Origin of the sequence: Streptomyces sp. NBC_00620, assembly GCF_026341825.1 — a bacterium.
Classification (GTDB): domain Bacteria; phylum Actinomycetota; class Actinomycetes; order Streptomycetales; family Streptomycetaceae; genus Streptomyces.
Window position 1 is genome coordinate 1427609 of sequence record NZ_JAPENY010000002.1, and the last position, 11721, is coordinate 1439329.

Consider the following 11721-nt stretch of genomic DNA (forward strand, 5'->3'; position numbering starts at 1 on the left):
CAAAATAAATCATGCACCAAGACCATTCCCCAAACCCCTGAGAGGGGTATCAATGGCACGGCGCGTGATAACGATTGACGACATCGACGGCAAGACTGAGGCCGCCGAAAACGTCGTTTGGGGGCTCGACGGCGAGTGGTATGAGCTCGACCTCTCCGAAGTCAACGCCGCCAAGATGCGCGGGCTTCTCGACCCCTACAAGGCCGCTTCTCGTCCCACATCTGCGCCGCGCAAGTCGCGCAATGGCGACGACACCCAGGCCATGCGCGAGTGGGGTATCCGTAACGGATTCGTCGTGAGCGACAAGGGGCCTATCCCCGGCGACCTGCGCCAGGCATACGAGAAGGCGCAAGCCACCAACGGCGGCACTGCCACCAAGTAGTGACCGCTACATAAAAAGCTGGCTGTAGGTTCCGCGAAGCGTCCGGAACCTACAGCCTTTTTACTTATTCCCGGGCAGTCGAGTAGGTGGGTAGACGCCGGCCACGCGGAAAGCCCGCCCGAACCAGAGTGCTTACTCCGGCCCGGACGGGCTGTTGCTCGGTTTTACGTCCCGAGTAGACGTTAAATCCTGTTGGCGGTGCCGGTACTCCAGATACCGCCGTTGCTGCCGTACACGACGAGGTTGCCGTCGTTCTGAAGCAGCAACTTGTGCGGGCCGGGGCCACCAAGTCCGGTAGACCAGATGGCACCGTGTGCGTAGAGCACGAGGTTGGCGTCACCCTGCTGAAGCAGGCCCTCGACGCCACTGCGGCCACCGGTACCGGTTGACCAGATGACACGCTTGCCCGGGGCCCAGAGAACGAGGTTGCCATCGCTCTGCATGAAGAGGGTGTAGCGGAAGTCGGCCGACCTCATGTACTGGCCGGGACGAAGCCACTGGTTGTCGGTGAGCTGAGCGCTCCCGATGTAGCTGCCGCCGGTGGTGCCTTGTCCGGTGCCGGTACTCCACATCGCCCCGGCGTTGGAGTTGTAGGCAACGAGGTTGCCGTCTTCCTGCATCTTCAGAGAAGCGCCCCCTGAAGAGCTCGTATTGGTGGCCCAGATGGGGCCAACGCCGTTCTTGCCGTACAGCACGACGTTGCCGTCCGCCTGAGCGAGAAGGCAGTCCACTGACCGCCCACTTGTTCCGCTCGACCAGATCGGCACGTACCCGGGGCCGTAGGCCACGAGGTTGCCATCACCCTGGAGTGCGAGTACGAAGCGTCCGTCGATGGACGTGAGGTACTGGTTGGGGTACATCTTCTGGCCGGGCGTCAGTACGTCGCGGCCGAGTGAGGCCATGGTGGAGGCGCTGCCGCCTGTTACCGGGATGGCACTTGCGGCGGTGGCCCGTGAAAGGTCGCCGCTCATGATGCCGAGGGCCGGTGAGACGGTGTCGGCCAAGCCGGAAGCGCGTTCGTTGCTGCACGACTCGAACCACACCTTGATGTCCTGCGGGGCAGCGGGTGAGGTTATTGCCGCGATGTTCAGGGCCCCTGCGTTCTGAGCGAGCCTAAGGAACTGACTCATGCGGTCGAGGAACGGGTGTGTACTGTCCGGCGGAACAGTAAGGCCGAGGCACATATCGTGCTGAAGCGCAGACTGCGCTACAGCTGAGACATTGCAATCCGTGAGGTACCTGCACAGGATGCCGCCTACAGACGCAGCGGTCACTATCCGTCCGACGGTTACGTTGGCGACTACGGCTGCGCTGATCTCGGGGGCTAGGAAAAGCCCGACAATGCCTGAGGCTAGCCCGGCGTTCTTATTGACAACCTTCCACGTGGCATCGCGGCCGTAGCGGATTTCGAGGCCGTTCGGTCCGATGTAGGACTCCATTGAGCGGTCGGCGTTGTATGCCGGTATGCCGCTGGCATTCCCCGGCAATCCGACATTGACCAACTGGTCGGCAATGCACGCGGAGTCGCACAGAGTGGCGGCGTGGGCCGAACCGACTGTCGGTACGATCATGAACAAGCTCACAAGAGCCGCCACGATGTACTTGATGACACGGCGATGCATAAGCACCTCCCGAGTGTCGGAATTCAAGAGGATTTCTCTTGAATTCGAGGGAATTTCCCTCGGGTGGGTATTATGGGCCGCTATTGCCGTTTAGTCAATAGTTTTAATTTCTCCGCATCGCTTTGTGCCCTGCATTGGGTTGCCAGTCACCTTCGATTTAACCGTGGGTCGGTTAGGTGAATCAGTGATACTAGCCCCAGCGATACGGCAAGCCACAACCACTCGGCCGCCTCGCCCCGACTCGTCCAGAGTTTCAGGGTAGAAATCACCAGTGCGCCGGATACGAACAGAGGCATGAAGATAGCTGCCGCAAGCGAAGCCGAGGATGGGCGCTTGGTGCTTTTTAGCTCTCGATATAGATCATCACTAGAACGCACGACTAATAACAGCAGCACGGCGAAACCAAGCGGATCAAGAAGATGTTTGATCTCAAAAACTATTCCGCCAAACCAGAAAAGCACAAAGAGTATGTACCACAGCACTCGATGAGTGCGGGCGTTGAATTCGACATTAGGGAGTAGGTGGAGTTTCATATAAGTACGGCTATATTAACACGAATTACCGCAAATGAAATTCCATGGCCTTTATTGAGAACCGGGGAAGTAGTAGAAACCGTGGCGGCAGTCGCCACGTTGCCAGGGACTTACCACCCACTCCCGCCGTAGTGCCGGACAGTGGAAACCATGCAGACCACCACACACCTACTCCCCAACGTCGCCGCCCAGTTCGTGGGTGGCGCTTCTGTCCGCCGACCTTGATATAGCCGCCTGGGCTCGCCGCTCCCGCACCGACCAGGGACTACCCGAGAAGGTTCAAGACCCGGACACGATTGCGGCCCTGGCTAACCTCGTCCGCATCGCACTGGATACGGAAGAAGCCCGCCAGGGCCGCGATGAAGCGTGGAGCGTTACACCTTCCACTTGATCTCTATGTACTCCGGGTTGAACTTGTAGCCGCGCCACATGCCGCGCCCGGACGTTGCGGGGTGCACTATGACGCGCTCAACTACCAGCCCCACGACGGCACTCCGCCAGGCCAAACCGGCCGTTGCCCAGGCTTCCCGCAACGTCTGATCTGCCGGGATGAGTGCCAACGTCTGAGCGTCTTGGTACTCGCTGAGTGCTTCCCGCGCTTCGTCTACGGCGGCGGTAGCAATGCCCTTGGCTAGGGCGAACTCTTCCCGCGTGAGCAGGTCGTTGGCGTAGTCGGTGACGAGCGACTTTTGTTTGGCCTTGCGCCGCTCGAACTCCGTCACCAACGCCCGTACCGTCGTCTCGTCCGCTGGTGGGGCGAGGGTGACAGCCACCCTCGGGTCGTCGAAGACGTGCAAGACGGCTTCTGTGACCAGGAGTTCGAGCGGGTCGGCGGCACGGTACAACTTGCCGCACCCAATAGTGCCGCCGTGGCCGTCCCCCGCTTGGCAGCGGTAGCGACGTTGGGCCACACGGTCTTTCTCGGCCGTCCGGCCAGCACCCGTCATCTTGCTACCGCACCGGCCGCAGTAGGCCGCCCCGGTAAGCACGTACTTGCGCGCGGGCTTCCCCTTGCGGGTACCCCGCGAAGCGGCGGCCGTCCGGCGGGCTTCCATCTGGTCGTACTGCTCACGGGTGAGGATGGCAGGCCAGACCGCCGGGTACTCCACCCCGTTGTACTCACGTACCCCGATGTAGCGCTTTTTGAGGAGTATTCGAGACAGGTTTTCCGTGCGCCAGAGCAACCCTTGGGCGCTGGGGACGCCCCGGGCGTTGAGGTCGCGCACGATGTCACTGACGGTTTCGCCGCTGATGTAGCGCTTGGCGCACTCCCGCACGATGGCGGCTTCGCACTCTCGGAGCGTCTTGCCGTCCGACTCGTAGCCATACGGTCGCTTGCCGCCGTGGTTCTTGCCTTGTTGGGCGTTCTTCTTCTGCTTGCGCTTCACCCGCTTGGAGATGCGGGCGGCTTCCAACATGGCGTTGTTCACGGCGTTGATGGCAGCGTGTACGCCCTCCTCTGTTGAGAGGTCGTAGCAGATGCCGTCCGTGGTTTGGATGCGCCGGAGTGCTGTTGTCTCCGCCATGCGGATGAGGGACAGCAACTCTTCCAGCCGCCGGTACAGGCGGGGTACCTCAGTGATGAGGATGTTGTTGACGCGGCCGGACTTGACGGCCATGAGAAGGCGCTCGTAATCCGGGCGCGGCTTCTTGCTGAACTTGGATGCACCGATGTCGTTGTCGGAGTAGGTACCGACTACCGGCCAACGGTTGTCGTTGGCGTAGTCCTGGCACTCCGCGATTTGGATGCGGACGTTTTCACTCTCACCGCTGCGATCTTCACTGAGTCGCGCATAGATGGCGGTGTTGAGGAAAGATACGGGTACTTCGGCTAGTAGGGTCGGCATGGGTGGGTGCTCCCTATTGTACGGATTCGGGAGCGTTCGCCTAGATGTGCATTTCGGTGCAAAAGCCGCGCTCTGACCTCCTGTTGAGCCTCGCACCTGCCGTGATCTGCTCCCCGCGCTGGGGTGCTTTGGCTATACGTGGCGAAGCCGATGGACGAGGCGCAGGCCGGGGACAACGTGGCGCTGCTGCTGCGTGGGGTGCCCCGCGACGCGGTTCGGCGCGGGCACATCGTCGCCGCGCCCGGCAGTGTCGTACCCAGTCGCCGGTTCTCGGCGCAGGTGTACGTGCTGTCGGCGCGGGAGGGTGGACGTACGACGCCCGTGGCCACCGGGTACCGGCCGCAGTTCTACATCCGTACCGCGGATGTGGTCGGCGACGTCGACCTCGGTGAGATCGCCGTTGCCCGGCCCGGTGACACCGTCACGATGGCGGTGGAGCTCGGGCGGGATGTTCCGCTGGAGCCCGGTTTGGGGTTCGCGATCCGTGAAGGGGGTCGGACCGTGGGGGCGGGGACGGTGACGTCGGTCGGCTGACGGGGTTCGGGTGCCTGCCCGGGAGGGCGGGCCCCCGCTCTCCCGTACCCGGGGTGGGGGGGGGCGGGGTCGTGGGTTTTCGCCCCCTCCGCCCCTGCCCGTCCCGTACCTGGGGGCTCCGCCCCCAGACCCCCGGTCGCCCGAAGGGCTCGTCCTCAAACGCCGGACCGGCTAAGAGATCTCCCCCGGCCGGAGCTGATGGAGCATGGCGGCACAATGGACCCGTGGACGACGAGCCGATACCCGTGACGCGGGACGTGGATCACGGGACCGCCAAGCTGATGCCGGATGTCGACCGGAAGCGGGCGTGGCTGCTGACGGTGGACGGGGCGCCGCAGTCGTACGTCGATCTGGACGCGCCCACGCATCTGGAGTTCGAGTACGCGCGGCGGCTCGGGCATGTGGTGGACACGGTCACGGAACCGGGGCTGGCGCTGGACGTGCTGCATCTCGGCGGAGGCGCGCTGACACTGCCCCGCTATGTGACCGCGACGCGGCCCGGGTCGAGGCAGGACGTGGTGGAGGCCGACCTCGGCCTCCTCACCCTCGTTGCCGAGCATCTGCCCGTGCCCGACGGCTCGGGAATCGCGCTGCACGGTGCGGACGCCCGCGCCTGGATCGAGGACGCCGTACCAGACTCCGTCGACATCGTGATCGCGGACGTCTTCGGCGGCTCGCGCGTCCCGGCGCATCTGACCTCCGTGGCGTACGCGCGGGCGGCCGAGCGGGTCCTACGTGCCGACGGCGTCTACCTCGCGAACCTCGCCGACGCCGCGCCCTTCGCCTTCCTGCGCTCCCAACTCGCCACGTTCGCGGCGGTGTTCGAGGAGCTGGCCCTGATCGCCGAACCGGGCGTGCTGCGCGGCCGCCGCTTCGGCAACGCGGTGCTCGTGGCCTCCCACCGTCCCCTCGACACGGCGACCCTCGCCCGCCGCACCGCCTCCGACGCCTTTCCCGCGCGTGTCGAACACGGCCCCGCACTGCGGGAGTTCATCGGCAAGGCGCAGCCCGTACGGGACGAGAACGCGGTCCCCTCACCCGAGCCGCCCGACGGCGCCTTCAGCATCGGCTGACCCCGGCACCCGGTTCGGCGTGGATGTCACCTGCGCCAGCGGCTTCGTCCGCCACGCGCAGTCGACGCACCGACGGAGTCAGCCGTCCAGCTCAACCAGCAAGCCACGAATGCGCCGTTCGATCTCGTCGCGGATCGGACGGACGGAGGCGACCCCCTGCCCGGCTGGGTCGTCGAGCTGCCAGTCGAGGTAGCGCTTACCGGGAAAGACCGGGCAGGTGTCGCCGCACCCCATGGTGATCACCACGTCGGAGGCCTGCACGGCCTCGACGGTCAGGACCTTCGGCGTCTCGGCGGAGATGTCGACGCCTACTTCCTTCATCGCCTCGACGACCGCCGGGTTGACTGTGTCGGCGGGGGCGGAGCCGGCCGAGCGGACTTCGACCTTGTCGCCGGCGAGATGGGTGAGGAATGCGGCAGCCATCTGCGACCGCCCTGCGTTGTGAACGCAGACGAACAGTACGGATGGACGCGGGGCGGGAGTGCTCATGGCGGGTGTCTTTCCGGTCAGGGTGTTCAGCGGGCGGAGGGGGCGGCGAGTTCGGTCTCACCGCGAGGAACGACGACGTCGGTTTCAGCGGGAGCCGGTCGGCCGAACACCGCCACCATCAGGCCCAGGCCGACCGCGGCCCCGACCAGTTGGGCAGCGATGAACGAGGTGACGGAGGCCGGGGCGATCCCCGCGAACGTGTCGCTGAAAGCCCGGCCGATCGTCACCGCCGGGTTGGCGAACGACGTGGACGAGGTGAACCAGTACGCGGCGCCGATGTAGGAGGCCACCGCGACCGGCGTGAAGGTGACGCGATCGGTCCGGGCCAGACCGAAGATCAGCAGGATGAGCCCAGCGGTCGCAACGATCTCGCCCAGCCACAGGTGGCCGGCGGAGCGGTCGTGCGCGGACCACTTCACCAACGGTTCGGCGAACATCGCATTGGCCAGCACAGCGCCGCTGATCGCCCCCGCGATCTGAGCAGGGACGTAGACGGCCACATCCCGCGCGCTGAGGCCGTCGCCACGTCCGCGCCCGACGAACCAAGCGGCAAGCGTGACGACCGGGTTGAAGTGGGCGCCGGAAACCGGCCCGAGCAGCGTGATCAGCACGCCCAGGCCGAAGACGGTGGCGAGCGAGTTGGCGAGCAGCTGCACTCCGACGTCCTGTGACAGCTCGGTCGCCTGGATGCCGGAGCCGACCACCACCGCGACCAGCGCGGCCGTCCCCACCGCCTCAGCCGCGGCACGCCGTCCCAGCGAGGCACTCACGCGGGCGCCCCGGCGGGCTGAGGAGCTGTCAAGAACGCACCCAAGCGGTCCAGGACACCTGGCAGCGCCCAGTAGTAGACCCAGGTCCCACGGCGCTCGCAGTCGATGATTCCGGCCTGGCGCAGCAGCTTGAGGTGATGGGAGATCGTCGGCTGAGACAGCTCGAACGCAGGCGTCAGCTCACACACGCACACCTCGCCGCCCTCCCGCGAAGCGATCATCGACAGCAGTCGCAGCCGTACGGGATCGCCCAGGGCCTTGAACACCTTCGCCAGCTCGGTGGCCTGCCCCTCATCGAGGGGCGCGGTGGCCAGCGCCTGGCAGCAGCCGCCGTCCGTGCCCTGGCCGAGCACCTCAAGTTCTTGTTTCGACATTCCTCTATGTTGACGTTTTTCGATTCAAGGCGCAAGGTTGCATCGACGAACGTCAATACAGGCCGCTCGGGCCTTGCCAGGCCCGTCATCCAGGAGTGAGTCATGAGCGAGCAGTCCACCGATCTGCGCGAGACGGTCCGCCGGCGGTACGCCGCGGCAGCAGTGCAGGTCACCGAGGGCGGTACCGCCTGTTGCGGACCGCAGCCGGTCGAGATCGACGAGAACTTCGGCTCCACCCTCTACGCCGCCGACGAGCGCGATGCCCTGCCCGCCGAGGCCGTTGCCGCCTCCCTGGGCTGCGGCAACCCCACGGCCGTCGCAGACCTCCACGAGGGCGAACGCGTGCTCGACCTCGGCTCGGGCGGCGGCATCGACGTGCTGCTCTCGGCCCGCCGCGTCGGCCCCACGGGCAAGGCCTACGGCCTCGACATGACCGAGGAGATGCTCGCCCTGGCCCTCACCAACGCGAAGAAGGCGGGCGCGACGAACGTCGAGTTCCTCAAGGGCACCATCGAGGCCATCCCGCTCCCCGGGAACACCATCGACGTCGTGATCTCCAACTGCGTGATCAACCTGTCCACCGACAAGGCCTCGGTGTTCGCCGAGACCTATCGCGTCCTGACCCCCGGCGGTCGGATCGGCGTCTCCGACGTCGTCGCCGATGACGCCCTCTCCGCTGCCCAGCGTGCGGAACGCGGCGACTACGTCGGCTGCATCGCGGGCGCCCTCTCCTTCACCGAGTACCGCGAAGGCCTCGAAGCGGCAGGGTTCACGAACATCGAGATCGCCCCCACGCACTCCGTCGCCGACGGTATGCACTCCGCCATCGTCCGCGCCACCAAGCCGGTCGAAACCCCCGCCGGTGCGGCGGAATCGGAAGCCGGCTGCTGCGGCGTCAGCGCCTACTGCACCCCCGCCGAGACCTCCGTCGATCCCACCAGCACAGTCGCCCAGGCCAAGGCCGCCTCGGGCTGCGGCTGTCAGGACTAGCGGACGCTACTGCCGTCCGGCAGTTGAGATCACGTCTCCGCGCGGCCCGCGACTCATCCCGTCGGTTCACCGTGCAGCCGTACCGTGCCGAGGATCTTCTGCACGGTCGCGTCGGAGACCTCCTCGGACACGCCCTTGGCTCCGTAGAAGGTCCAGGACACGAAGTCGTCCGCCGAGTTCTTGAAGGCGAAGGTGGTCGCCTTGCCGTCGGAGTCGCACTTGTCCTTCTTGGGGACGCCGGACGAGTACGTCGTCACGAGGCTGCCCTTGATGCCCGAAGCCGTCGTGTAGGCCTTCGGCTCGCCGATCGTGAGCAGCTTCTTCGAGGCGTCCTTCTGGTCCGTGTAGCCGCCGAAGACCCACCAGGCCGAGTCGTTGCGCGCGACGTCGTCGGTGTTCTTGGCGCCGCTCTGCCCCTTGGTGCCCACGGCTGCCAGCGCCGAGTCCTCCTCGTAGCCGTCCTTGTCGGCGTCGGAGGTGCACCACTTCTCCTGGAGGAAGGCGGGAGCGGACATGCCGATCAGTACGGAACCGTCGCCCTTCGCGTCGTCCTCGAAGCCGATGAACGTACCGGGAGTCTGGACCTCCCACTCGGCCGGAACGTCGAACGCCGTGCCCCACTTGGGGTTGACCACGACCTTCCAGCCCGCGATCGTCGCCTTCTCCTCGTCGCCGCCGCGCGGATTGTCGTCACCGCCGCTCGCGCTCGGCGACGTGGAGGCGGACGCCGTGGTGGTGGGGGACTTGGACGGGTCGCCACCGGCGTTGTCCTCCTTGTCGCCGCCGAGGACGAGGAAGCCGGTGACACCTGCGGCGATCACCACAGCGGACGCCGCGACTATCGCCGTGATCTTGGTCTTGTTCCCTCCGCCGCCCCCGGCACCCGAACCGCCGGGCGCTTGCGGCGCCCCGAGAGGCTCCGATGGAACGCCCCACTGAGGCTGCCCCGGCTGCTGTCCGTACGGGTTGGGCTGCGGATACCCCGTCTGCTGGTATCCGGGCTGTTGGTACGGATTCGGCTGCTGGTACCCCGGCTGCTGGTACGGGTTCTGGTCCTGCGGGTTCTGCTCGCCCCCGGGCGGCTGCTGTCCTGGCCACATGGGCCCTCACCTTAGTGCCGCCTGTGACTCGTTTCGGTCACTGTGTCTCGTCAGCCATGTACCGGATCAGGAGTCCGACGGGGCGTCATGGAGACGTACGGTGGCGAGAATTCTCCGTACCGTCGAGTCCGGCACCTCGGCGGACACGCCCTTGGCTCCGAAGAACTCCCACGACACGATGTCGCCGGAGGGGGCCAGGAAGGAGAACACGGCGGCCTTCCCGTCCGTGGCACACTTTTTCGATTTCTTCACACCCGCCGACGAGGCGGTGGCCAGACTGCCCGCGATACCGGACTTCGTCGTGTACGACTCCACCGCACCGGCAGTGACCAGCTTCTTGTCGGGCTGGGTGTAGGCGCCGTAGACCCACGTCGCCGCGTCGTCGCGGGCGGCCTCCGCGGGGCTCTTCGCCCCGTTGTTGCCCTTGGTGCCGACGGCCGCGAGCGCCGAGTACTCCTCGTGGCCGTCCTTGTTCTCGTCGGAGGCGCACCACTCCTCCTTCAGGAAGGCGGGGGCCGCGACGCCGATGAGGGGCTTCTCCTCGGGGTCGTCGTCCTCCGCGACGTAGGTGACCCAGCTGGTCGACTTCAGCGCCCACTCCGGGGGGACGTCGAACGCGATGCCGCGCTCGGGGTTCACCACGGTCTTCCATCCGGCGACGGTCGGCTTCTCGTCGTCGCCGGTTCCGCGTGGATCACTCGCCGGACTCGACTGTTGGGACGGGGAGTTGGTCAGTTGGGGAGCGGCTTCGTCGTCCTTGCCGCCGCCGAGTACGGCGAATCCGGTCACCCCGGCCGCGACCACGACGGCCGCCGCCGCGACGATCGCGACGACCTTCGTCCGCCCGCCGCCGTCTCCCGGCGGGGGTGGGGCCGTAGTGCTCGCGGGGACCGTCGGCGCGTTCCAGGGGGCCGGGGGCTGTTGGTACGGGTTGGGCTGCCCGTATCCGGGTTGGTGATACCCCGGCTGCTGATACGGATTCGGCTGCTCGCCGTGCTCGGGACTCCGCTGATTGTGCGGACCCCGCCCGCCCCCTGGCGGCTGTTCTTCTGGCCACATGCGGCGCAACGATACGGCGATCATCGACCGGTACTGGTCAAGAGTTGCTACTCGTGGGTAACATGCTGGTTATGAGCGCAGACCAGATGTCGATCGGCGAGATGCTCGCCGCCACCGTGCCGATGGCCCGGACGCTGAACCTCGAGTTCGTGGAGACCACGCCGGAGAAGGCCGTGGTGGCCCTTCCGGACCAGGGCGATTACCACAACCATGTCGGCGGGCCGCACGCCGGAGCGATGTTCACGCTGGGGGAGTCGGCGAGCGGGGCGATCGTCCTCGCCGCGTTCGGGGAGCAGCTGTCGCGCGCCGTGCCGCTCGCCGTCAGCGCCGAAATCGCGTACAAGAAGCTCGCGATGGGACCCGTCACGGCCACCGCGACGCTCGGCCGCCCCGCCGTCGACGTCATCGCCGAACTCGACGCCGGCCAGCGTCCCGAGTTCCCCGTCGCCATCGCCATCCGGCGCGGTGACGGAGCGGTGACCGGCGAGATGACCGTCGTCTGGACGCTGCGCCCGAACAGCTGAGCCGAGCGTCATGCGTGGAGCCCTGGCCCGGGAGTACGGCAGTACTCCCGGGCCAGGGCTCCGGTAGCGCGGGGGTTGCACCGGTCGTGTCGCCGTCCCGCGCGCGGGACGTGTTGGGTTACGCCCTCGACGGCCGCACGAACCAGCGCGGTGACGGCTGAGGTCGCGTCTCGCCGTCGTACGGGGCCGCGTCGAGTACACGCGTACGACGGACACCGGCACTTCGCTCACGCCGGTCATCGATGCCACTGAGGCGACCCCTGAGCCGTACTCCGCACGAGTCCGCCGGCGTCGCCGCGAGGCCACGGGCGGCCCACCGCCCGCCCGTCCCGTTCGCTTCTTGTCGCGCCGCCCGGCTTTTCTGTTCACTTCATTGACACGAGTCACCTCCGGTCATAGTTTTCGCGCCGTACCCGTGGTGCCT

Annotated in this window: 12 protein-coding genes and 1 pseudogene; 5 read left to right on the forward strand and 8 right to left on the reverse strand. The window is 66.5% G+C overall.

Annotation, left to right across the window (positions count from 1 at the left end; all coding sequences use genetic code 11):
* Nucleotides 1-52: 52 nt before the first annotated feature.
* Nucleotides 53-382: an Lsr2 family protein gene (locus tag OG246_RS25660; RefSeq protein ID WP_266468222.1), complete on the forward strand. Its 330-nt coding sequence runs from the start codon at nucleotides 53-55 to the stop codon at nucleotides 380-382.
* A 182-nt stretch (nucleotides 383-564) separates the two neighbouring features.
* Here the strand turns inward: OG246_RS25660 and OG246_RS25665 are convergent, their stop codons facing one another.
* From OG246_RS25665 to OG246_RS25675, 3 genes are all read right to left on the reverse strand, one after another.
* A complete protein-coding gene (locus tag OG246_RS25665) occupies nucleotides 565-2004 on the reverse strand; it encodes a hypothetical protein (protein ID WP_266468225.1) in 1440 nt (479 codons plus the stop codon).
* 146 nt (nucleotides 2005-2150) lie between these two features.
* The gene (locus tag OG246_RS25670) at nucleotides 2151-2537 is read right to left on the reverse strand and encodes a hypothetical protein (RefSeq protein ID WP_266468227.1); all 387 of its coding nucleotides are present in this window, start codon (nucleotides 2535-2537) and stop codon (nucleotides 2151-2153) included.
* 374 nt (nucleotides 2538-2911) lie between these two features.
* Nucleotides 2912-4384, reverse strand: coding sequence for a recombinase family protein (locus OG246_RS25675; RefSeq protein WP_266468230.1), 1473 nt, complete (start codon nucleotides 4382-4384; stop codon nucleotides 2912-2914).
* A 144-nt stretch (nucleotides 4385-4528) separates the two neighbouring features.
* Here OG246_RS25675 and OG246_RS25680 point away from each other — a divergent pair.
* A pseudogene (locus OG246_RS25680) lies at nucleotides 4529-4918 on the forward strand (elongation factor Tu); the annotation flags it as partial.
* A gap of 281 nt (nucleotides 4919-5199) precedes the next feature.
* Entirely contained in the window at nucleotides 5200-5991 is a 792-nt protein-coding gene (locus OG246_RS25685; RefSeq protein ID WP_266470906.1) for a spermidine synthase, read from the forward strand.
* A 78-nt stretch (nucleotides 5992-6069) separates the two neighbouring features.
* Here the strand turns inward: OG246_RS25685 and OG246_RS25690 are convergent, their stop codons facing one another.
* Genes OG246_RS25690 through OG246_RS25700 form a run of 3 tightly spaced genes read right to left on the reverse strand, consistent with a single transcriptional unit; the run spans nucleotide 6070 to nucleotide 7624 of the window.
* A complete protein-coding gene (locus tag OG246_RS25690; protein ID WP_266468232.1) occupies nucleotides 6070-6480 on the reverse strand; it encodes an arsenate reductase ArsC in 411 nt (136 codons plus the stop codon).
* Between the two features lie 26 nt (nucleotides 6481-6506).
* Complete coding sequence (locus OG246_RS25695; protein WP_266468234.1) at nucleotides 6507-7250, reverse strand: MIP/aquaporin family protein; 744 nt, start codon at nucleotides 7248-7250, stop codon at nucleotides 6507-6509.
* Nucleotides 7247-7624 (reverse strand): helix-turn-helix transcriptional regulator, encoded by a 378-nt coding sequence (locus OG246_RS25700; RefSeq protein ID WP_266468237.1) that lies wholly within the window; start codon nucleotides 7622-7624, stop codon nucleotides 7247-7249. The genes OG246_RS25695 and OG246_RS25700 overlap by 4 nt, the downstream gene beginning before the upstream one ends.
* Before the next feature lie 102 nt (nucleotides 7625-7726).
* Here OG246_RS25700 and arsM point away from each other — a divergent pair, with 102 nt between their 5' ends.
* The gene (gene arsM / locus OG246_RS25705; protein WP_266468240.1) at nucleotides 7727-8614 is read left to right on the forward strand and encodes an arsenite methyltransferase; all 888 of its coding nucleotides are present in this window, start codon (nucleotides 7727-7729) and stop codon (nucleotides 8612-8614) included.
* A gap of 53 nt (nucleotides 8615-8667) precedes the next feature.
* Here arsM and OG246_RS25710 read toward each other — a convergent pair whose 3' ends face one another.
* On the reverse strand, nucleotides 8668-9714 hold the full coding sequence (locus OG246_RS25710) for a hypothetical protein (protein ID WP_266468244.1): 1047 nt from the start codon (nucleotides 9712-9714) through the stop codon (nucleotides 8668-8670).
* A 66-nt stretch (nucleotides 9715-9780) separates the two neighbouring features.
* Nucleotides 9781-10773 carry a hypothetical protein gene (locus OG246_RS25715; RefSeq protein ID WP_266468248.1) on the reverse strand — a complete coding sequence of 331 codons (993 nt, stop codon included), beginning with the start codon at nucleotides 10771-10773 and terminating at the stop codon, nucleotides 9781-9783.
* A 71-nt stretch (nucleotides 10774-10844) separates the two neighbouring features.
* On the opposite strand from OG246_RS25715, the gene OG246_RS25720 reads away from it, so the two are divergent.
* On the forward strand, nucleotides 10845-11297 hold the full coding sequence (locus OG246_RS25720) for a DUF4442 domain-containing protein (RefSeq protein WP_266468250.1): 453 nt from the start codon (nucleotides 10845-10847) through the stop codon (nucleotides 11295-11297).
* Nucleotides 11298-11721: the final 424 nt, after the last annotated feature.

What these genes read in the sequence shown, in the direction of transcription:
- OG246_RS25720 (WP_266468250.1), top strand. Translation starts at nt 10,845, where the DNA reads ATGAGCGCAGACCAGATGTCGATCGGCGAGATGCTCGCCGCCACCGTG.
- OG246_RS25715 (WP_266468248.1), bottom strand. Translation starts at nt 10,773, where the DNA reads ATGTGGCCAGAAGAACAGCCGCCAGGGGGCGGGCGGGGTCCGCACAAT.
- OG246_RS25670 (WP_266468227.1), bottom strand. Translation starts at nt 2,537, where the DNA reads ATGAAACTCCACCTACTCCCTAATGTCGAATTCAACGCCCGCACTCAT.
- OG246_RS25665 (WP_266468225.1), bottom strand. Translation starts at nt 2,004, where the DNA reads ATGCATCGCCGTGTCATCAAGTACATCGTGGCGGCTCTTGTGAGCTTG.
- arsM (WP_266468240.1), top strand. Translation starts at nt 7,727, where the DNA reads ATGAGCGAGCAGTCCACCGATCTGCGCGAGACGGTCCGCCGGCGGTAC.
- OG246_RS25700 (WP_266468237.1), bottom strand. Translation starts at nt 7,624, where the DNA reads ATGTCGAAACAAGAACTTGAGGTGCTCGGCCAGGGCACGGACGGCGGC.
- OG246_RS25710 (WP_266468244.1), bottom strand. Translation starts at nt 9,714, where the DNA reads ATGTGGCCAGGACAGCAGCCGCCCGGGGGCGAGCAGAACCCGCAGGAC.
- OG246_RS25675 (WP_266468230.1), bottom strand. Translation starts at nt 4,384, where the DNA reads ATGCCGACCCTACTAGCCGAAGTACCCGTATCTTTCCTCAACACCGCC.
- OG246_RS25690 (WP_266468232.1), bottom strand. Translation starts at nt 6,480, where the DNA reads ATGAGCACTCCCGCCCCGCGTCCATCCGTACTGTTCGTCTGCGTTCAC.
- OG246_RS25685 (WP_266470906.1), top strand. Translation starts at nt 5,200, where the DNA reads ATGCCGGATGTCGACCGGAAGCGGGCGTGGCTGCTGACGGTGGACGGG.
- OG246_RS25660 (WP_266468222.1), top strand. Translation starts at nt 53, where the DNA reads ATGGCACGGCGCGTGATAACGATTGACGACATCGACGGCAAGACTGAG.